Origin of the sequence: Neorhizobium sp. NCHU2750, from assembly GCF_003597675.1 — a bacterium.
Classification (GTDB): domain Bacteria; phylum Pseudomonadota; class Alphaproteobacteria; order Rhizobiales; family Rhizobiaceae; genus Neorhizobium.
In genome coordinates this window covers 2,649,469-2,668,957 of record NZ_CP030827.1, presented here as the reverse complement: position 1 = coordinate 2,668,957, position 19,489 = coordinate 2,649,469, and the positions used below count along the sequence as shown (strand labels likewise).

The 19,489-nt window shown below is 61.0% G+C and carries 17 protein-coding genes; 12 read left to right on the top strand and 5 right to left on the bottom strand.

Translation table 11 applies throughout. The features are described 5' to 3' along the window. Positions 1-45: 45 nt before the first annotated feature. From NCHU2750_RS13045 to NCHU2750_RS13015, 7 genes are all read left to right on the top strand, one after another. On the top strand, positions 46-948 hold the full coding sequence (locus tag NCHU2750_RS13045; protein WP_119940890.1) for a branched-chain amino acid ABC transporter permease: 903 nt from the start codon (positions 46-48) through the stop codon (positions 946-948). A 1-nt stretch (position 949) separates the two neighbouring features. After that, positions 950-2,338 (top strand): high-affinity branched-chain amino acid ABC transporter permease LivM, encoded by a 1,389-nt coding sequence (gene livM, locus NCHU2750_RS13040; protein ID WP_119940889.1) that lies wholly within the window; start codon positions 950-952, stop codon positions 2,336-2,338. Further along, positions 2,338-3,252, top strand: a complete 915-nt coding sequence (locus NCHU2750_RS13035; protein WP_119940888.1) for an ABC transporter ATP-binding protein — start codon at positions 2,338-2,340, stop codon at positions 3,250-3,252. Before livM ends, NCHU2750_RS13035 begins: the two co-directional genes overlap by 1 nt. Continuing rightward, positions 3,252-3,980, top strand: coding sequence for an ABC transporter ATP-binding protein (locus NCHU2750_RS13030; protein ID WP_119940887.1), 729 nt, complete (start codon positions 3,252-3,254; stop codon positions 3,978-3,980). Before NCHU2750_RS13035 ends, NCHU2750_RS13030 begins: the two co-directional genes overlap by 1 nt. Positions 3,981-4,034: 54 nt before the next feature. Further along, positions 4,035-4,388, top strand: a complete 354-nt coding sequence (locus NCHU2750_RS13025) for a DUF6867 family protein (protein WP_119940886.1) — start codon at positions 4,035-4,037, stop codon at positions 4,386-4,388. Between the two features lie 140 nt (positions 4,389-4,528). Next, a complete protein-coding gene (locus NCHU2750_RS13020; protein WP_119940885.1) occupies positions 4,529-5,653 on the top strand; it encodes a branched-chain amino acid ABC transporter substrate-binding protein in 1,125 nt (374 codons plus the stop codon). Between the two features lie 296 nt (positions 5,654-5,949). Then, the gene (locus NCHU2750_RS13015) at positions 5,950-6,450 is read left to right on the top strand and encodes a hypothetical protein (RefSeq protein WP_119940884.1); all 501 of its coding nucleotides are present in this window, start codon (positions 5,950-5,952) and stop codon (positions 6,448-6,450) included. A 355-nt stretch (positions 6,451-6,805) separates the two neighbouring features. Here the strand turns inward: NCHU2750_RS13015 and NCHU2750_RS13010 are convergent, their stop codons facing one another. Both NCHU2750_RS13010 and NCHU2750_RS13005 read right to left on the bottom strand, forming a co-directional pair. After that, the gene (locus tag NCHU2750_RS13010) at positions 6,806-7,732 is read right to left on the bottom strand and encodes a response regulator transcription factor (protein WP_119940883.1); all 927 of its coding nucleotides are present in this window, start codon (positions 7,730-7,732) and stop codon (positions 6,806-6,808) included. Continuing rightward, complete coding sequence (locus tag NCHU2750_RS13005; RefSeq protein ID WP_119940882.1) at positions 7,725-11,111, bottom strand: hybrid sensor histidine kinase/response regulator; 3,387 nt, start codon at positions 11,109-11,111, stop codon at positions 7,725-7,727. The genes NCHU2750_RS13010 and NCHU2750_RS13005 overlap by 8 nt, the downstream gene beginning before the upstream one ends. Before the next feature lie 284 nt (positions 11,112-11,395). Between NCHU2750_RS13005 and olsC the strand changes: the two genes are divergently transcribed. After that, a complete protein-coding gene (gene olsC, locus NCHU2750_RS13000; protein ID WP_245480241.1) occupies positions 11,396-12,217 on the top strand; it encodes an ornithine lipid ester-linked acyl 2-hydroxylase OlsC in 822 nt (273 codons plus the stop codon). Between the two features lie 89 nt (positions 12,218-12,306). Here olsC and NCHU2750_RS12995 read toward each other — a convergent pair whose 3' ends face one another. The 3 genes from NCHU2750_RS12995 to NCHU2750_RS12985 form a co-directional block, all read right to left on the bottom strand. Next, positions 12,307-12,651 carry a DMT family transporter gene (locus tag NCHU2750_RS12995; protein ID WP_119940880.1) on the bottom strand — a complete coding sequence of 115 codons (345 nt, stop codon included), beginning with the start codon at positions 12,649-12,651 and terminating at the stop codon, positions 12,307-12,309. Further along, complete coding sequence (locus NCHU2750_RS12990) at positions 12,648-13,229, bottom strand: TetR/AcrR family transcriptional regulator (RefSeq protein ID WP_119940879.1); 582 nt, start codon at positions 13,227-13,229, stop codon at positions 12,648-12,650. The genes NCHU2750_RS12995 and NCHU2750_RS12990 overlap by 4 nt, the downstream gene beginning before the upstream one ends. Before the next feature lie 104 nt (positions 13,230-13,333). After that, a complete protein-coding gene (locus NCHU2750_RS12985; RefSeq protein WP_119940878.1) occupies positions 13,334-14,065 on the bottom strand; it encodes a DUF1194 domain-containing protein in 732 nt (243 codons plus the stop codon). Positions 14,066-14,316: 251 nt separating this feature from the next. On the opposite strand from NCHU2750_RS12985, the gene urtA reads away from it, so the two are divergent. The 4 genes from urtA to urtD all read left to right on the top strand — a co-directional run bounded on the left by urtA (position 14,317) and on the right by urtD (position 19,334). Continuing rightward, positions 14,317-15,606, top strand: a complete 1,290-nt coding sequence (gene urtA, locus NCHU2750_RS12980) for an urea ABC transporter substrate-binding protein (RefSeq protein ID WP_119940877.1) — start codon at positions 14,317-14,319, stop codon at positions 15,604-15,606. A 170-nt stretch (positions 15,607-15,776) separates the two neighbouring features. Further along, positions 15,777-17,393, top strand: coding sequence for an urea ABC transporter permease subunit UrtB (gene urtB / locus NCHU2750_RS12975; RefSeq protein WP_119940876.1), 1,617 nt, complete (start codon positions 15,777-15,779; stop codon positions 17,391-17,393). After that, entirely contained in the window at positions 17,390-18,562 is a 1,173-nt protein-coding gene (gene urtC, locus NCHU2750_RS12970) for an urea ABC transporter permease subunit UrtC (protein ID WP_119940875.1), read from the top strand. The genes urtB and urtC overlap by 4 nt, the downstream gene beginning before the upstream one ends. Positions 18,563-18,572: 10 nt before the next feature. Next, positions 18,573-19,334, top strand: a complete 762-nt coding sequence (urtD, locus tag NCHU2750_RS12965; RefSeq protein ID WP_119940874.1) for an urea ABC transporter ATP-binding protein UrtD — start codon at positions 18,573-18,575, stop codon at positions 19,332-19,334. The last annotated feature ends 155 nt before the right edge of the window (positions 19,335-19,489 follow it).

The window sequence follows — 19,489 nt, the reverse complement described above, 5'->3', positions numbered from 1 at the left end:
GAAAGAACGATGTGGCCGAACGGACCGCATCCTAGGGGAAAATATATGGAATATCTCGTCCAGCAGCTCCTTAACGGGCTGACTCTTGGATCCATCTATGGCCTCATCGCTATTGGCTATACGATGGTCTACGGCATTATCGGCATGATCAACTTCGCCCATGGCGATATCTTCATGCTCGGCGGCTTCGCGGCCCTGATCGTCTTTCTGGTGTTGACCACCTTCTTTGCCGGCATTCCGGTGGCGCTGCTTCTGCTCGTCATGCTTCTGGTCGGCATGCTGGTGACCGGCCTGTGGAACTGGACGATCGAGCGTGTCGCCTATCGGCCACTGCGCGGATCGTTCCGTCTGGCGCCGCTGATCACTGCGATCGGCATGTCGATCGCGCTGTCGAACTTCATCCAGGTCACGCAGGGCCCGCGCAACAAGCCGATCCCGCAGCTGGTCACCGATGTCTATCATTTCGGTGCGCTGACGATCTCGCTGAAGCAGATCATCATCTTCGTCGTGACCGCCGTCCTGCTTGCCGCCTTCTGGTATATCGTCCATAGGACGCCGCTTGGCCGCGCCCAGCGCGCCACCGAACAGGACCGCAAGATGGCGGCGCTGCTCGGCATCGACGTCGACCGGACGATCTCGGTCACCTTCGTCATGGGTGCGGCACTCGCAGCCGTCGCCGGCGGCATGTACCTGATGTATTATGGTGTCGCGAGCTTCACCGATGGCTTCATTCCCGGTGTCAAGGCGTTCACCGCGGCCGTTCTCGGCGGTATCGGCTCTCTGCCGGGTGCCGTTATCGGCGGCCTGCTGATCGGCCTCATCGAAGGTCTGTGGTCGGCCTATTTCTCGATCGAGTACAAGGACGTCGCGACCTTCGCCATCCTTGCGATCGTGCTGATCTTCAAGCCGACCGGCATTCTCGGTCGTCCGGAAGTGGAGAAGGTCTGATATGGCTCAGCCTGCTGTAAACAATGACGGTTCCCTGATGGCCAAGGCCGTCAAGGAAGCGGTGATCGCCGGTGTCGTCGCCTTCTTCATGTTCCTGCTCTATGTTGGTATCGAGACATATCAGGACATCAACAACACGCTGGTCTGGCGCACACGCTGGGTTCTGCTTGCCGTGTTCGTGGCGGTATCGGCCATCGGCCGGTTCTTGACGATCGCGGTCATCGGCCCGCATCTCAACCGCCGAAAGCTTGCCAAGGCCAAGAGCGGCGTGTTGGAGATTTCCGACAAGAAGAGCTTCTTCCACAGGCACTTCCTCAAGATCGCGCTGGTTTTCCTGCTCGTCTATCCGTTCCTGGCGATGATGATCGTCGGCAAGCAGGGCTCGCTGAAATATGTCGACAATTTCGGTATCCAGATCCTCATCTACGTGATGCTGGCCTGGGGACTGAATATCGTCGTCGGTCTCGCCGGCCTGCTCGACCTCGGCTATGTCGCCTTCTACGCGGTCGGTGCCTATTCCTACGCGCTGCTGTCGTCCTATCTCGGCCTGTCCTTCTGGATCCTCCTGCCGCTGTCGGGTATTTTCGCAGCGCTCTGGGGCATCATGCTCGGCTTCCCGGTCCTGAGGTTGCGCGGCGACTATCTCGCCATCGTGACGCTCGCCTTCGGTGAAATCATCCGGCTGGTGCTGATCAACTGGACGGTCGTCACCAAGGGCACGTTCGGTATTTCCGGCATCGCCAAGGCATCCGTCTTCGGCCTCTGGTCCTTCGATGTCGGTGCATCCAACAATTTCGCCAAGGCCTTCGGCCTGCCCATGTCGTCGGTCTATTACAAGGTCTTCCTGTTCTACGTCATCCTGGCGCTGTGCATGCTGACGGCCTATGTGACGATCCGGCTGCGCCGCATGCCGATCGGCCGGGCCTGGGAAGCGCTGCGCGAAGACGAGATCGCTTGCCGCTCTCTCGGCATCAACACGGTCGCCACCAAGCTTACCGCGTTTGCGACCGGTGCGATGTTCGGCGGTTTTGCCGGCTCGTTCTTCGCCGCCCGCCAGGGTTTCGTGTCGCCGGAAAGCTTCGTGTTCCTTGAATCTGCGGTCATCCTCGCCATCGTCGTCCTCGGCGGTATGGGCTCGCTGACGGGCATTGCGATTGCCGCGGTCGTCATGGTCGGCGGTACGGAACTCCTGCGTGACATGTCGTTCCTGAAGATCATCTTCGGACCGGACTTCACCCCGGAACTCTACCGCATGCTGCTGTTCGGGCTGGCCATGGTCATCGTGATGCTGTTCAAGCCGCGCGGTTTCGTCGGCTCTCGTGAACCCACGGCCTTCCTCAAGGAGCGCAGGGCCGTATCCGGAAGCTTTACCAAGGAGGGCCACGGCTGATGGCTCCGGGTACGAATACAATGACCTCCATGAACAGTGCCGCAGGCACAGATACGATCCTCAGGGTCGACCACCTGTCGATGAAGTTCGGCGGCCTCATGGCCATCAACGACTTCTCCTTCGAAGCCAAGCGCGGCGAGATCACTGCGCTGATCGGCCCGAACGGTGCCGGCAAGACGACGGTGTTCAACTGCATCACCGGCTTCTACAAGCCGACGATGGGCATGATCACGCTGAACCGGAAGAACGGCAACACGCTGCTGCTCGAACGCCTCAAGGATTTCGAGATCAACAAGAAGGCCGGCGTGGCGCGTACTTTCCAGAACATCCGGTTGTTTTCGGGCCTGACCGTGCTGGAAAACCTGCTGGTGGCGCAGCACAACGCGCTGATGCGGGCGTCCGGATATACGATCCTCGGCCTGCTCGGAGCACCGGGCTACAAGAAGGCGGTGACGGAATCGATCGAGAAGGCCCGCTACTGGCTGGAGAAGGCCGATCTTATCGATCGCGCCGACGATCCGGCGGGCGATCTTTCCTACGGCGCACAGCGTCGTCTGGAGATTGCGCGCGCCATGTGCACGGGGCCGGAGCTTCTCTGCCTCGACGAACCTGCGGCCGGTCTCAACCCGAAAGAATCGCTGACGCTCAACACGCTGTTGCGCGGCATCCGCGACGAAGGCACGTCGCTGCTCTTGATCGAGCACGACATGTCCGTCGTCATGGAAATTTCCGATCACGTCGTGGTGCTGGAATATGGCCAGAAGATTTCCGATGGCACGCCGGATCATGTGAAGAACGACCCGAAGGTGATTGCAGCCTATCTCGGCGTCGAGGACGAAGAGCTTGAAGAAATTGAGGAACAGCTTGACGAAGGGGCCGCCGGCACCGGTTCAACCGATGGGGGAGCCGCATAATGGCCGCTGAAACTCTTCTGAAAGTGCAGGGCGTCGAGACCTATTACGGCAATATCCGGGCTCTTTCCGGTGTGGATGTCGAGGTCAATCGCGGTGAGATCGTCTCACTTATCGGTGCCAACGGTGCCGGAAAGTCGACGCTGATGATGACGATCTGCGGCAGCCCGCAGGCGCGCGTCGGACAGGTGATCTTCGATGGCGAAGACATTACCAAGCTGCCCATGCACATGATCGCGCGAAAGCGCATCGCCCAGTCACCCGAAGGCCGGCGCATCTTCCCGCGCATGACGGTGCTGGAAAACCTGCAGATGGGTGCCAATCTCGACAACCTGAAATATTTCAAGGAGGACGTCGAGAAGGTGTTTGCGATGTTCCCGCGGCTCAAGGAGCGGCAGGCCCAGCGCGGCGGCACGCTTTCGGGCGGCGAACAGCAGATGCTGTCGATCGGCCGCGCGCTGATGGCGCGTCCGAAACTGCTTCTCCTGGACGAGCCGTCGCTCGGTCTGGCGCCGTTGATCGTCAAGGGCATTTTCGAGGCGATCAAGAAGCTCAACAAGGAAGAGGGGCTTACCGTCTTCCTCGTCGAGCAGAACGCCTTTGCCGCGCTCAAGCTCTCCGACCGGGCCTATGTCATGGTCAACGGCAAGGTGACGATGTCGGGTTCCGGCAAGGAGCTTCTGTCGAACCCGGAAGTCCGGGCGGCCTATCTCGAGGGGGGACGGCATTGACCCGCGCCCTTTCGACCATAACGCCTCTGATCGACCTTTCCGGGAGACGCTGACATGCAGGGTTTGTTTTTTGAAGGCGGCGACGGAGTGCACAACGTCCTTCGGGCGCTGGTGTTCATCGCAGGCTTGTGGACCGCCTGGCGGTCGGGAAAGTCTGCGGCAGACGGGTGGGCTGAGTACCCGACCGTGATCGTCTATACGCTGCTGCTCGCCGTCGGGATGCGGTTTCTGCATTTCGCGCTGTTCGAGGGGCCGTTCCTCAGCCTTTTCTATTACGTGATCGATTTCGTTTTCCTGTTGATCTTTTCGACCGCCGGATACCGCATCCGTCGTACGAAACAAATGGTGCAAAGTTACTATTGGCTCTACGAGCCGGCCTCGGCCTTCTCGTGGAAGAAGAAAGATTGACACCTGCAGAAATCTGCAATCAGATTACAAATATCGGGGCCAATTAAGAAAACCCGGAGTGGAACAGTTTCCGGCGCAGTGGTGGTGGGTATTGCGTACGGTTCCAACAATCAGCTCACCTTTAGATTGGGAGTAAATCCATGAAGAAGTCTCTTCTTTCCGCGGTTGCGCTGACGGCCATCGTTGCCTTCAGCGGCGTCGCGCGCGCCGACATCATCATTGCCGTCGGCGGTCCGCTGACGGGCCCGAACGCTGCTTTCGGTGCACAGCTGCAGAAGGGTGCTGAACAGGCAATCGCTGACATCAACGCTGCCGGCGGTGTCAACGGCGAAAAGCTGACGATCGAACTCGGCGACGACGTGTCGGACCCGAAGCAGGGTATTTCGGTTGCCAACAAGTTCGTTGCTGACGGCGTCAAGTATGTGGTCGGCCACTTCAACTCGGGCGTTTCGATCCCGGCATCGCAGGTCTATGCCGAAAACGGCATCCTCGAAGTCACGCCTGCTGCAACCAACCCGGTCTTCACCGATGCCGGCCTGTGGAACACGTTCCGTACCTGCGGCCGTGACGACCAGCAGGGTGGCGTTGCCGGCAAGTATCTGGCCGACCATTTCGCCGATGCGAAGGTTGCCATCATCGACGACAAGACGCCTTACGGTCAGGGTCTCGCTGATGAAACCGCCAAGGCTTACGCTGCTGCCGGCAAGAAGGAAGTCATGCGCGAAGCCGTCAATGTCGGCGACAAGGACTTCTCGGCTCTCATCGCCAAGATGAAGCAGGCTGGCGTCTCGATCATCTACTGGGGCGGTCTGCACACCGAAGCCGGCCTGATCATCCGTCAGGCAAAGGACCAGGGCCTCAAGGCAACGCTCGTTTCGGGTGACGGTATCGTCTCCAACGAACTCGCCTCGATCGCCGGCGATGCCGTCGCAGGCACGCTCAACACCTTCGGTCCCGACCCGACGCTGAACCCGGCCAACAAGGATCTGGTTGCCAAGTTCAAGGCTGCTGGCTTCAACCCGGAAGCCTACACGCTGTATTCCTATGCAGCCGTTCAGGTCATCGCAGCCGGCATCAAGGCCGCAGGCAGCGCCGACGACGCGCAGGCCGTTGCCAAGGCACTGCACGAAAAGGGTCCGTTCAAGACCGTTCTCGGCGACATGGGCTTCGACGCCAAGGGCGACCCGAAGCTGCCGGGCTACATCATGTACGAATGGAAGAAGGGCCCGGACGGCCAGTACAGCTACTTCCCGAAGGAAGGCTGATCTCTTCTCTCCGAAGTTCAGACGAGGAAGCCCGGCATTGCCGGGCTTCTTTCGTTTCGGCACAGTGGAAGGGGCCGGATGTGGGGCAAGGGAGCCTTGCGCGGCGGTACGATCCGGTTTCAGATGGATCGCGGCCACGCGATGTAGAGGCCGGCTGGGCCAGAATGCTCCCCTCATGTCAATTCGGGACGAGGGTGGCGATCGAAGCCCCAAAAGATAACAGGTCAGAAACAGTAATTTACGTAGTTAGCATGTTCTAAAATAAGGGGTGTAGATATTTTCCGAGAAGGATTCGCATGTTTCCCCTGAATACGGAACTCGGCGCTGCATTTCTGTCTTCCGGCATGGCGTTCTACAGTTGGGACCTTGCGAATGACAGGGTTTACGGCGATGCGCCGCTTGCCACGCTTTTCGATGTCGGTCCGGCCGAAATGGCGGCCGGGATGCCGATCCTGTCATTGATCGAGAAGATCTCCGTCGATGACCGCGCCCGTGTCGCGGCTTCCATTCACAGCGCGATCACCAGTGGCTCGCTCTATCGGCAGCAATATTCGATCAACCACGGTGGGCGAGGGCCGGTGGAGGTGATTTCGGTCGGGCGCTGCCTCAAGGACGCGGCCGGCGTGCCGTTCATCTACAACGGAACGATCATGGAAGTATCATCGTCCGAACTTGCCGCATTGGACAATCCGCTGGCCGGCTATTGCCGGTCGGCGCTTGAACTTGCCCAGCGTGAGGGGAACGAGCTGGCTGCGCGTTATCTTTCTTCGGCGCTCAAGGTCATCGGCGCGCCGTGAGCCATGATAGGCGGGTGCGGGTAATTGACCAGTCGATTCAGCAGGGCTGAAACGCGTGCAGCCTTTTCGGCCGGCGAAAAGCTCGGGCCGTCATCGTCGCGTTTCAGCGTCTTGACCAAGCCGAGGAGGGAGACGAGGGAGGGGCTTTTCGTGTCTGAAGTCATCTAGTGCAAACCTTTGGATGCATCGACCCCTAACTGCTTCGCCTTGCGCTCGCAACCTATGCCAGATTGCACTGCAGCATGACTATATTCTAATTGGTGAATGTAATTCAAGCGCGCATTTTCATGTTGCGCAACTGCATCATGCCGCCGGTCTCATGGGGCAGATGTGACCGGCGCTGCGCATGGTGCTCTCAGTCGTCGCCGCGAAGCACATGGGCGGCGCGAACGGCGGCGGAGGCGCGGTTTTCGACGCCGAGTTTCACATAGATCTGCTCGAGATGCTTGTTCACCGTGCGGGCCGACAGGCCGAGAATTTCGCCGATATCGCGGTTGGCCTTGCCCTTGGCAATCCAGAGCAGCACTTCGGATTCCCGTGTCGTCAGCGGAAAATGCTGACGCAGAACCTCGGCATCCGGGCGGCGGCTGCTGGCGGTGAGGCGAAACAGGAATTCGTCGGCGCCGATGCCGCCGAGATAGGAAAGCTGCAGGCCTCTCTCGTCGCCGTCGGCAAGCGAGAATGCCGCCTCGCGCGAAAAGCCCGGCCGGCCGCGTTCCGACATCCAGGTTGCGACGCGGGCGGTGACGAGTTCAAGCCCGTCGTCGCGATTGGTCGCTGCGTTGATCAGGCGGGTCGCCTGCGGGGTCGACCACTGGATGCTGCCATCGGCACGCACGGCAAGCAGGTGGCGGCCGGCGGCATCGAGCGCGACGCGGGCGCTCTGGGCCGAGCGCGCATTGGCGAGATGAACCCGGATACGGGCACGCAATTCGTCGATATTGATCGGCTTCGTCAGGTAGTCGACGCCGCCCGATCCCAACGCATTGACGACATGTTCGGTCTCGGTCAGGCCGGTCATGAAAATCACCGGCACCTGTGCCACGCCGGCATTGGTCTTCAGGCGGCGGCAGGTTTCGAACCCGTCCATGCCGGGCATGACGGCATCGAGCAGGATGAGGTCGGGGGTGATCTTGTCGACGATATTCAGCGCCGCCTGTCCCGATGTGGCGATCAGCACGGAAAAGCCGGACTGCTCGAGTGCTTCGGTCAGAAAACCGAGCGCCTCGGGGCTGTCATCGACCAGAAGGACGATGTCGCGGGGCGTTGCGCTCTCAGCCATCGCTCGTCTCTTCCCTGTCCAGCCGTTCGAGGAATTTCATGTAGCCGGCCATGTCGAAGGCCTTGACGTAGTGGCCGAGCTCGTCGGCGAAGGGGCGGTGGGCCTCGTCGGCGGCAAGGTCGGCAAGCTTTGCTTCTATGCCCCGCACGTAGCCGATCTCGCCCAGCCGCAGCAAGTCCTGCAGGTGGTTCGTCCCCGGACTTTTCAGCGGCTGTTTTGCCGCGGGTGCTGCCGGTGGCGGCGCTTCGTCCTCGTAGATCCAGGTCAGTGCCAGATGGGAGGCAAGCTTGTCGGCGAGCCGTCTCAGGTTCACCGGCTTCGACAGCGCATCATTATGGCCTTCGCCGGACATGTCGGCGGTGGCGCCGTCACCCAGATTGGCCGAGAGCATGATGATCGGGGCCGCCTGTCCTTGTTCGCGCAGGCGGGTAACGAGCTGCCAGCCATTCATTCCGGGCATGGAGATGTCGATGAGGAAGATATCGGGCTTTATGCCCTCGATCAGCGTCAGGCATTCCGGTCCGCCATCGGCGGTCAGAACGACGAAATCCATCGGGGAAAGCACTTCGCGCATCAGTTCGCGATGATCCTGGTTGTCGTCGACGACGACCACCGTGCGGCGCGGGCCGGTATAGGAGACGATCTTGCGCTCGGCGGCAGGCGTCGTGTTCGGCCGCTCGACGGCAGACAGCATCAGCCGTACGCGGAAGGTAGAGCCTTCGTCCTTGATGCTTTTTGCCGAGATCTCGCCGCCCAGCGTGTTGGTCAGGAGCTGTGTGATGGTGAGGCCGAGGCCGAGGCCCGGCATAGGCTTGATCGTTTCCGCCTCGCCGCGCTGGAAGGGCTCGTAGATACGGGCGAGATCCTTTTCGGCGATGCCGCGGCCGGTATCGGAAACGGTGAAGGTGGCGACCTGGCTGCGATAGGCCACCTCGAAGCGTACCTTGCCTTCATCGGTGAACTTGATGGCGTTGGAGAGCAGGTTGACGAGGATCTGGCGTAGGCGCTTCTCATCGGTGCGCACGTAATTCGGCAAAAGGCTCGCGCGTACATGCTCGAATTCCAGTCCCTTGGCCTGCGCCTGAAGCGAGAACATCTCGACGATCTGGTCGAGAAAATCCTGGATGTTGATTTCGTTGGAATAGACCTGCAAGCGGCCGGCCTCGATCTTGGAAATATCGAGCAGCCCGTCGATCAGGCCGGACAAGTGGTCGGCAGACCGCTTGATGACCTTGATTGCCGAATGGCGTGGGGCGGGGATGGTGTCGTCGCGCTCGAGGATCTGGGCGTAGCCGAGTACGGCATTGAGCGGCGTGCGCAGTTCGTGGGAAAGGCCGACGACATAGCGGCTCTTGGCCCGGTTGGCGGCTTCGGCGGTTTCCTTGGCCTTTTGCAGGGCGGTGTCGGTCTTTTTGTGGGCGGCGATTTCCTTCAACAGAAGGGTGTTCTGGCGCGACGACTCCTCTTCCGCGACGACCCGGCTGTCATGGGCCAGCACATAGAACCACGAGAAAATGCCGGTGATGATGGCGAAGACGAAGAAGACGATCAGGATCGTGCCGTAGATGACATCGGCATTGGCGGGGGCCGCCTGGCCCACCTGGAAGGCGATGAAGGAGAGGATGGCGCCGATCGCGGAAATCGACAGCACGGCCGTCATCGCATAGCGCCCGAGCCTGCTCGTCAGCTTGGCGATCACGTGTTCCGGCAGGAAGGAGCGCGCCACCGTGCCGACCTGGGTGTTCAGCCTTGCATTCGGCTTGCACATGTCATGGCAGCGACTATCCAGCGAGCAGCAGAGCGAGCAGATCGGCGCGGCATAGGCGGGACACCATGCCATGTCCTCGTGTTCGAACGGATGTTCGCAGACCGAACAGGTGATCGAGCCGAGGTTTTTCCAGCTTTTGCGGGGTTTGCGGGCGAGATAGTAGCGGCCTCTCGTGGCGAAGGCGATGGCCGGCGAAATGAGGAAGGAGCTCAGCGTGACATAGGTGGCGAGCGAGGCCATCAATTGGCCGAACAGGCCGAAATGGGCGGCTAGCGCGATCGCCGTCGCGCCGAACATGGCACCCAGCCCGACCGGATTGACGTCATAGAGATGGGCGCGCTTGAATTCGATGCCGGGAGGCGACAGGCCGAGCGGCTTGTTGATGAAGAGATCCGCCGAGATGGTGCAGAGCCAGCTCATCGCGACGATCGAGAAGATGCCGAGGGTTTCCTCCAGCAGCCGGTAGATGCCGAGTTCCATCAACAGCAGGGCGATCGCCACGTTGAAGACCAGCCAGACGACGCGACCCGGATGGCTGTGGGTCAGGCGCGAGAAGAAGTTCGACCATGCGAGCGAGCCGGCATAGGCGTTCATCACGTTGATCTTCAACTGCGAGACGACGACGAAGGCCGCCATCAGCAGCAGTGCCGCCTTGTCGTTCGGGATCATGTAGCCGAAGGCGGCGAAATACATGTGTGCCGGGTCGCCTGCATCCTTCATCGGCACGCCGGTCGACAGCGTCAGTACCGCGAGGAACGAGCCGGCGAGCAGTTTCGGTACGCCGACGACCACCCAGCCGGGGCCAGCGAGAAAGACGGTGAGCTTATGACGCCACTTGCGCAGACCTTCCGGCGGCAGGAAGCGGAGGAAGTCGACCTGTTCGCCGATCTGCGGCATCAGCGCCAGGATGACGGCGGAGGCGGCGCCGAACTCGACGAGATTGAAGGGGGCGGCCCCGCCCACCTGGGCATTGGAATGGCCGACACCGGCAAAGGCCCGCCAGAGATCGAATTTCTGCCAGTCTAGCATGGCAATGAAGACGAAGGGCAGGACGTTGAGGACGATCCAGAAGGGCTGGGTCAGAAGCTGGAAGCGCGAGATCAGCTGCACGCCATAGATGACCAGCGGGATGACCACCACGGCGCTGATGATGTAGCCGATCCATAGCGGTATGCCGAAAGCCATCTGGAGCGCCCCGGTCATGATCGAGGCCTCGATGGCAAACAGCATGAAGGTGAAGCTCGCATAGATCAGCGAGGTGATGGTCGAGCCGATATAGCCGAAGGAGGCGCCTCGGGTGAGAAGGTCGATATCGACGCCGTGGCGGATGGCATAGCGGCTGATCGGCAGGCCGACGACGAGCATGGCGACCGCTGCGGCGATGATGGCGAAAAAGGCATTGGTCGTGCCGTAGGAGAGGGTGATCGCCCCGCCGATCGCTTCCAGTGCCAGGAAGGAGATGGCGCCGATCGCCGTCTGCGAGATGCGGCTTGAGGAGAACCGGCGCGCACTTTTGGCGGTGAAGCGCAGGGCATAGTCTTCCAGTGTCTGGTTCGCCACCCAGCGGTTATAATCCCGCCGGATCGGGATGATCCGCTGCCGCGCTGCCATGCCTTATTTCTAGCGCTTTCCATCAGGAGGCCAATAATAAGGCAGTTTCGGCTGCCGCTCATCAATTTGCAAGCGCGGTTCGCGTTTCGAGGGCAAAGTTTCGCAGATTTGGCGAATGCCCCGCCGAAGCCTGCCAGATCCGGCGGACTTGAAGATGATCAAAAATGTGTTCGCAGGGCAGTTCTGCCATGAAGATGCTTGCAACGATGTGCATAGCGGGCCATGTCAGAGATGAGAAAATGACTCATCTTGTTCGATCAACCTTTCATATCAGGCGCAATCCCGTGGAATCCACATCCTCCAGCGTTTCCAAGAACGAACAGACGTTCGGCACGACCGGTATCCAGCCGATGGACCGTCCAAGCCGCGTCACGCGTTTCTTCATGTCGATCGTTTCCTGGGCGGAACGGCTCAATTTCAAGCATGCCAAGCTTGGCAACCCGCCGGTCTATGACAACAAGACCTTCCCCTGGGCGGCCGAGGTCGAGAAGGCGGCGCCGCTGATCCGTGCCGAACTCGACAAGATCCTCGTTCGCAAGGACGAACTGCCGACCTTTCAGGATATCTCCACCGACGTGAAGACGATCTCGTCGGATACCGGCTGGAAGACCTTCTTCCTGCTCGGCTTCGGCGTCCGGTCGGAGCAGAACATCAAGGCGTGCCCGGATACCTGGAACGCGATGAACAAGATCCCCGGCCTGACGACGGTGATGTTCTCGATCTTCGAACCGGGCAAGCATCTGCCGGCCCATCGTGGTCCGTATAACGGCGTGCTGCGCCTGCATCTCGGCCTGATCGTGCCGGAAAACACCGGCGATAACCTGGCGATCCGGGTCAAGGACCAGATTTGCCACTGGGAAGAAGGCAAGGTCCTGATCTTCGACGACGCCTATGAGCATGAGGCCTGGAACCACACGGACAAGACGCGCGTCGTGCTTTTCGTCGACTTCGTCAAGCCGCTCAATTTCCCGGCGCGTCTGGTCAACTGGATGCTGATGCACATGGCGATCTTCACGCCGTTCATCAGGGAAGGTCTCGACAACCACAAGGAATGGGAAAAGAAGTTCTATGCGGAGGCGGAAGCATTCCGCAACCGGCCGAACTAAGCCCTGATCCGATCTGATCCGGGGCGGCCCGCTGCCCTTTCGAAGAGCCCGCTTGCGGGCTCTTCCCGTTTTTGCCTGTCACCGCTTGTTCAGTGAGAAATGCTGCTGGAGAACAGGTTGACGACGGCAACGCCGGCGATGATCAGGCCAAGGCCGATCATGGCGGCGAGATCCAGCGACTGGCGGAAGACGAAGACGCCGACTGCCGAGATCAGCACCACGCCGAGGCCGCTCCAGATGGCATAGGCGATGCCGACCGGCATGGTGCGCAGCACGATGGTGAGGAAATAGAAGGCGGCCGCATAGCAGAGGCCCATGCCGAGCGTCGGTATCGGCCGGGTGAATTGCTGGCTCTGCTGCAGGAGCGTCGTGCCGCAGACCTCGAGCGTGATCGCAATCAGCAGCGAACCATAGGTGACGAGGGCGGGGTTCACGTTTTTTCCTTCCGGGTCAGTGCAATCAGCTTGTCCAGCATTTCGGTGCGATCGGTGGTCTCGACGCCGGCATAGTCGAGGAGGCCGGCGAGCCAGATACCATCGGCGGTGTAGCGTGCGAGGCTGAGCGTTGCGCCGGCATCCGTCCCGGCATGGCGGGCGAGGCGGGCGGCGTACCAGTTGGACCACATGGCCTTCATCTCGGGATCGGTGAGCGAGGAGAGGGGGAGGGCATTCCATGGATCTTCGCCATCGTCGCCTTCCGTTCCGCTATCCGTTTTGGCGAAGGCGCGGATATAGGCGCGGGTGAAGCGGCCATACGGCTCTTCATCTTTCGCCATCAATTCATCAATCTCGGCATCGAGCCGTTGCAGCAGGTCCTCGAATACGCCCTTGAGCAGCGCCTGCTTGCTGGGGAAGTGATGCAGCAGGCCACCCTTGGTGACATTGGCGGCATCCGCCACCGCCTGCAGCGTCACGGCCGGCAGGCCCTGGTCGAGCGAGATCTTCGCCGCACAATCGAGCAGCGCTCGGCGGACGATCTCGGGTTGCTTCCTGCGTTCATGGGCCTGAGTCATGGAGGAAACATACCATATGGTCGGTATGTTTGGGAAGCGGTCAGATGCCGCTGCCGACTGGGAGCGGGGTGACGCTGTTCAAGCGGCGGCAGATCGTGGGGGCGTTATCGGCGCGCGGGTTCCACCGCAGCGAGGCTGGCGACATAGCGGGGCGACAGTTCTCTCAGCAGCTTGCTGCGGATCGCCGTGGCGTAATCGGCGGGATCCTCGACTTCCATGGTAAAGCCGCCGGTGCCGCGCACGACGTTTCGGGCGTAATAGGCGCGCAGATCCGGATCGTCGCTGGTGATGGCGAGCGCATTGATCGTGACGCCCTGCCGGATTGCGCGTTGCCTCGCCTGAAGAAGCGTCGCGCGCTGGCGCCGCTTGGGAGCCACTGTCTCGCGCCCGTCGCCGGACAGATTGATGATCGAACGGCGTGCACAGACCTTCGGTTCTGACAGCAGGTCGAGAGCGACCCACAGACCGCTGCCGATATCGGTATCCCCGAAGACACGCCTTTCGGCGATCTCCACCATGTCGGCAAATGTATCCGCGCCCGTTCCACGATGGACCACGAACCAGTCCAGATTCTGTGTCGGGAATTCACCGTCGCCCCAGAAGACGGCGGTGAGCATGACGGTGCCGGCCTCGCGCAGAACCGATTTGATCCCGTCGTCGCGAAAGGCTGCGGCAAAGGCCGATTTCTGGAACTGGTATTCCGCGTCCGTCACGCTGCCGGAGCCGTCTATCGCCAGAACCAGCGCCATGTCGGCGCAGACAAGCGGCTCGGCCCCCGCATTCCCGCAGGCAAGGAATAGCAACGCCAGCGGCGCCGCCTTCGCCAATCGAGACATTGTGCCCTCCACCCCCGCTCGATCCAGCTATCTTAGCATGCTCTTAATTTCCGGCATATGACGAAATAGTCCGCCCGACGCGGTGCGGCCGCGTGAAGGCCGGCCTATCGCGTTTGCCGCAGTGCACCTTTCTACCCATGGTCTACGTCATTTTGCGTATGTGGTTTTGGCCCCCCGCACCGGATAGTCCGGCTTAAGCAACGGTTAAGGTCTCCGTTGCGCAAACAATCCAATAAGAGGGGGTTTGAACCATGAACTTCAAGGCGAAACTCGGTGGCGCGCTTCTGGCCGCCGTAATGTCCACGACGGCTTTCCATGGCGCGTTTGCGGCCGACGACACGATCAAGGTCGGTATCCTGCACTCGCTTTCCGGCACGATGGCAATTTCCGAGACGACCCTCAAGGACGTCATGCTGATGCTCATCGACGAGCAGAACAAGAAGGGCGGTCTGCTGGGCAAGAAGCTCGAGCCGGTCGTCGTCGACCCGGCTTCCGACTGGCCGCTGTTTGCCGAAAAGGCGCGCGAGCTGATCTCCAAGGACCATGTCGCGGCCGTATTCGGCTGCTGGACGTCGTCCTCGCGCAAGTCCGTCCTGCCGGTCTTCGAGGAACTGAACTCGATCCTGTTCTACCCGGTCCAGTACGAGGGTGAGGAATCCTCGCGCAACATCTTCTATACCGGTGCTGCTCCGAACCAGCAGGCCATCCCGGCCGTCGACTACCTGATGGACACCGAAGGCGTGAAGCGCTTCGTGCTCGAAGGTACCGACTATGTCTATCCGCAGACGACCAACAAGATCCTGAAGGCCTACCTGATGTCGAAGGGCATCAAGGAAAGCGACATCATGGTCAACTACACGCCGTTCGGCTTCTCCGACTGGCAGACCGAAGTGTCGAAGATCAAGGCATTTGGCTCCACAGGCGTAAAGACCGCCGTCGTCTCGACCGTCAACGGTGACGCCAACGTGCCGTTCTACAAGGAACTCGGCAACCAGGGCGTCAAGGCCGAAGACATTCCGGTCGTCGCCTTCTCGGTCGGCGAAGAAGAACTGTCGGGCATGGATACCAAGCCGCTCGTCGGCCACCTTGCCGCCTGGAACTATTTCGAAAGCGTCGATACGCCTGCCAATGCCGAGTTCATCAAGGAATGGCACGCCTATACGAAGAACGACAAGCGCACGACCAACGACCCGATGGAAGCTGCTTATATCGGCTTCAATGCCTGGGTGAAGGCCGTCGAAGCTGCCGGCACGACCGATACCGACAAGGTTCTCGACACGATCATCGGCGTTTCCGTTCCGAACCTGTCGGGCGGCACTGCCACCGTCATGCCGAACCATCACATCACCAAGCCCGTCCTGATCGGCGAAATCCAGGCCGATGGCCAGTTCGACATCGTGCAGCAGACGCCTGAAGTCGTCGGTGACGAGTGGTCGGACTACCTGCCGGATAGCAAGAACCTGATCTCCGACTGGCGCAAGCCAATGTCCTGCGGCAACTTCAACGTTGCCACCGGCAAGTGCGGCGGCAAGGGCATGTAAGTTCGCTTCACCTCCCCCTTGAGGGGGGAGGTCATCGCGAAGCGATGGGTGGGGGTGACCGCCTTGTCACCCCACCCCGAACCTGCGGTTCGACCCTCCCCCTCAAGGGGAGGGTGGAATGCCGCCGAACCGCCGGATCGGTAGCATCCGCCATAGGAGAGGGCGATGACATGAAGAATACCCGTATATTCCAAGCAATTCTGTTTCTCATTCTTTCGGTATTCGCTGCGTCGGCCTTCGCGCAGGGTGCGGATCCGAAGCCGCTGATCGACCAGCTCGGCAAGGCCGACTTCAATCAGGCGGAAACCATCGTCAACCAGATTGCCGCGACCGGCGACACGCGTGTCGTACCGGCGCTGCAGGCGTTTTCGGATGGCGATCTCTATGTCCGCAAGGCCGATGGCGCCGTGTTCATCGGCAAGTCGTCGGATGCGGGTTACGATCTCACCGATCCGTTGACGGGGGCCGCTGCCGGTGAGGCCGGGCGCAGCGCCGTCACCAAGGTCAAGGTCAACAACAATCTGCGCCGCATCATCCGCTCGGCGCTGGGCGGGCTGACATTGATGAGCCCGGATCGCAGCGTGCGCCTTTCGGCGGCAGATGCGATCCTGAAGTCGCCGAGCGCAGAAAATCTCGAACTCGTCGAGGCAGCCCTTGCCAAGGAAACCGATCCGGAGGTGAAGGCCGAGATGCAGGAGGCGCGCGCCGTGTCGCTGCTCTCCTCCGACCGGCCCGTCGACCAGAAGAAGGATGCCATCGCGACGATCAAGGCGATGGGCGGGCGCGACGCGATCGCCATCCTGAATTCCGCCTCCGGCTCCATCGACCCGAGCCTCAAGGGCGAGATCGATGCGGCGGTGAAGTCGATCAACGACACGCTGGCGCTGTGGGACATGGTGCAGAACATCTGGTACGGGCTGTCGCTCGGCTCGGTTCTGCTGCTTGCCGGCATCGGCCTTGCCATCACCTTCGGCGTGATGGGCATCATCAACATGGCGCATGGCGAGATGGTGATGATCGGCGCCTATTCGACCTATGTCGTGCAGGAGGTCATCCGCAACAACGCGCCGGAACTGTTCGACTGGTCGCTTGCCATCGCGCTGCCGGTCGCTTTCGTCGTCACCGGCGCCATCGGCTTCGTGCTGGAACGGGCGATCATCCGCTTCCTCTATGGCCGGCCGTTGGAAACGCTGCTTGCCACCTGGGGCGTATCGCTCATCCTGCAACAGCTGGTGCGGACGATCTTCGGCCCCACCAACCAGGAAGTCGGCAATCCGTCCTGGATGTCCGGTTCGTTTGCGCTCGGCGGCATGACGATCACCTGGAACCGCATGTGGATCATCCTCTTCTCGCTGGCGATCTTCTTCGCGCTGCTGTTCGTGATGAAGAAGTCCGCCTATGGGCTCAACATGCGGGCCGTCACCCAGAACCGCCGCATGGCATCGTCCATGGGCATCCGCACGCCGCTCGTTGATGCGCTGACATTCGCGCTCGGTTCCGGCATTGCCGGCATTGCCGGGGTGGCGCTCAGCCAGATCGACAACGTCTCGCCGAACCTCGGCCAGAGCTACATCATCGACAGTTTCATGGTCGTGGTGTTCGGCGGCGTCGGCAATCTGTGGGGCACGCTGGTGGGCGCATTGTCGCTCGGGGTGCTCAACAAGTTCCTCGAACCCTGGACAGGCGCGGTGCTCGGCAAGATCCTGGTGCTGGTGCTCATCATCATCTTCATCCAGAAACGTCCGCGCGGCCTGTTCGCGCTCAAGGGAAGGGCGGTGGAAGCATGATTACGCGCTTCATCCTGCGTGCTCTCGAAGGCAAGATCATTGCTGCCGTCATCATCCTGCTGGTGATTGCCGCGCTCATACCGGCGCTCAATCTCCTGACGCCGGAAGACAGTGCCCTGCATGTGCCGACCTATGCCATGTCACTGTTCGGCAAGTATCTCTGCTACGCGCTTCTGGCGCTGGCGCTCGATCTCGTCTGGGGCTATTGCGGCATTCTCTCGCTCGGTCACGGCGCCTTCTTCGCGCTCGGCGGCTATGCGATGGGCATGTATCTGATGCGCCAGATCGGCTCGCGCGGCGTCTACGGCAACCCGATCCTGCCGGACTTCATGGTGTTCCTCAACTGGAAGGAATTGCCGTGGTTCTGGTACGGGTTCGACTGGTTCGTCTTCGCCATGGCGATGGTGATCGTCGTGCCCGGGCTGCTCGCCTTCATCTTCGGCTGGTTCGCGTTTCGCTCAAGGGTCAACGGCGTCTACCTGTCGATCATCACCCAGGCGATGACCTATGCGCTGATGCTCGCCTTCTTCCGCAACGACATGGGGTTCGGCGGCAATAACGGCCTCACCGACTTCAAGGATATTCTCGGCTTCTCCGTGCAGGCGGATGGCACGCGTGCCGTTCTGTTCGCGCTGTCGGCGATCATGGTGGCGCTCTGCCTCGTTATCGCCTCGGCCATCACCCGCTCCAAGTTCGGCAAGGTTCTGGTCGGGGTGCGCGATGCCGAAAGCCGGGTGCGCTTCCTCGGTTTCCGGGTGGAAAACATCAAGCTCTTCACCTTCGTCGTCTCGGCCATGTTCGCCGGCATTGCAGGCGCCCTGTTCGTGCCGCAGGTGGGCATCATCAATCCGGGCGAATTCGCTCCGGCGAACTCCATCGAAGTGGTCGTCTGGACAGCGGTCGGCGGGCGCGGCACGCTGATCGGGCCGATCATCGGCGCGGTTCTCGTCAATGCGGGAAAAAGCTTCTTCACCGGCGCCTTCCCGGAATTCTGGCTGTTTGCGCTGGGCGGCCTGTTCATCTTCGTCACGCTGTTCTTGCCGCGCGGCATCGTCGGCACGATCCAGCACGGGTTCAAGGCACGGCAGGCGCTGAAGGCTGCGGCCGAGGCGGAAAAGGGGCGCGGCGACACCGACGACGTGGCGCGCTCGGTCCAGGCGGCGGAATAGGAGAGGGCGGATGAACACGATTGCCGAAACACGCACCAAGACGCTGCTCTATCTCGAAGACGTTTCCGTCGCCTTCGACGGGTTCAAGGCGATCAATTCGCTGTCGCTCGTTATCGAGCCGGGTGAACTGAGGGCGATCATCGGCCCGAACGGGGCGGGCAAGACGACGATGATGGATATCATCACCGGCAAGACGCGGCCCGACGCCGGCAAGGTGATCTTCGAGGACGGTATCGACCTGACGAAAAAGGACGAGGCCGATATCGCCCAGCTCGGCATCGGCCGGAAATTCCAGAAGCCGACCGTGTTCGAAAGCCACACGGTTTGGGACAATCTGGAACTGGCGCTCAACCGCTCGCGCGGGGTGTTCGCCACCCTGTTCTATACGCTCAGCCCGCAAGACAAGGCGCGTATCGAGGAAATTCTCGAGACGATCCGGCTTTCCCATCGGGCGCAGGAATATGCAGCCAATCTCTCCCATGGGCAGAAGCAGTGGCTGGAGATCGGCATGCTTCTGGCGCAGGAGCCGAAGCTGCTTCTGGTCGATGAGCCGGTTGCCGGCATGACGGATGCGGAAACGGCCGAGACGGCGGTGCTGTTGAAGGAGATCGCCAAGACCCGCTCCGTCGTCGTCGTCGAGCACGACATGGGCTTCATCCGCGACCTCGGCGTCAAGGTGACGTGCCTGGCGGAAGGTTCGGTGCTTGCCGAAGGATCGATCGATTTCGTCTCGAGCGATCCGAAGGTGATCGAGAATTATCTGGGGCGGTGAATGGTCGGCCTCATGTCAATGATAGAAGAAAGTCCCTCTCTGGCCTGCCGGCCATCTCCCCCACAAGGGGGGAGAAGACCCGCGGCACCCGCTTCCCTCCCTTGGGCCTTTGAGCCGGCGGCTTGGTTAAGCCCTCCCCCTTGTGGGGAGGGTTG

What these genes read in the sequence shown, in the direction of transcription:
- urtC (WP_119940875.1), top strand. Translation starts at nt 17,390, where the DNA reads ATGATTACGCGCTTCATCCTGCGTGCTCTCGAAGGCAAGATCATTGCT.
- NCHU2750_RS13020 (WP_119940885.1), top strand. Translation starts at nt 4,529, where the DNA reads ATGAAGAAGTCTCTTCTTTCCGCGGTTGCGCTGACGGCCATCGTTGCC.
- NCHU2750_RS13045 (WP_119940890.1), top strand. Translation starts at nt 46, where the DNA reads ATGGAATATCTCGTCCAGCAGCTCCTTAACGGGCTGACTCTTGGATCC.
- urtD (WP_119940874.1), top strand. Translation starts at nt 18,573, where the DNA reads ATGAACACGATTGCCGAAACACGCACCAAGACGCTGCTCTATCTCGAA.
- urtA (WP_119940877.1), top strand. Translation starts at nt 14,317, where the DNA reads ATGAACTTCAAGGCGAAACTCGGTGGCGCGCTTCTGGCCGCCGTAATG.
- NCHU2750_RS13030 (WP_119940887.1), top strand. Translation starts at nt 3,252, where the DNA reads ATGGCCGCTGAAACTCTTCTGAAAGTGCAGGGCGTCGAGACCTATTAC.
- NCHU2750_RS13005 (WP_119940882.1), bottom strand. Translation starts at nt 11,111, where the DNA reads ATGGCAGCGCGGCAGCGGATCATCCCGATCCGGCGGGATTATAACCGC.
- NCHU2750_RS13015 (WP_119940884.1), top strand. Translation starts at nt 5,950, where the DNA reads ATGTTTCCCCTGAATACGGAACTCGGCGCTGCATTTCTGTCTTCCGGC.
- urtB (WP_119940876.1), top strand. Translation starts at nt 15,777, where the DNA reads ATGAAGAATACCCGTATATTCCAAGCAATTCTGTTTCTCATTCTTTCG.
- NCHU2750_RS13025 (WP_119940886.1), top strand. Translation starts at nt 4,035, where the DNA reads ATGCAGGGTTTGTTTTTTGAAGGCGGCGACGGAGTGCACAACGTCCTT.
- NCHU2750_RS12990 (WP_119940879.1), bottom strand. Translation starts at nt 13,229, where the DNA reads ATGACTCAGGCCCATGAACGCAGGAAGCAACCCGAGATCGTCCGCCGA.
- NCHU2750_RS13010 (WP_119940883.1), bottom strand. Translation starts at nt 7,732, where the DNA reads ATGGCTGAGAGCGCAACGCCCCGCGACATCGTCCTTCTGGTCGATGAC.
- livM (WP_119940889.1), top strand. Translation starts at nt 950, where the DNA reads ATGGCTCAGCCTGCTGTAAACAATGACGGTTCCCTGATGGCCAAGGCC.
- NCHU2750_RS12985 (WP_119940878.1), bottom strand. Translation starts at nt 14,065, where the DNA reads ATGTCTCGATTGGCGAAGGCGGCGCCGCTGGCGTTGCTATTCCTTGCC.
- NCHU2750_RS13035 (WP_119940888.1), top strand. Translation starts at nt 2,338, where the DNA reads ATGGCTCCGGGTACGAATACAATGACCTCCATGAACAGTGCCGCAGGC.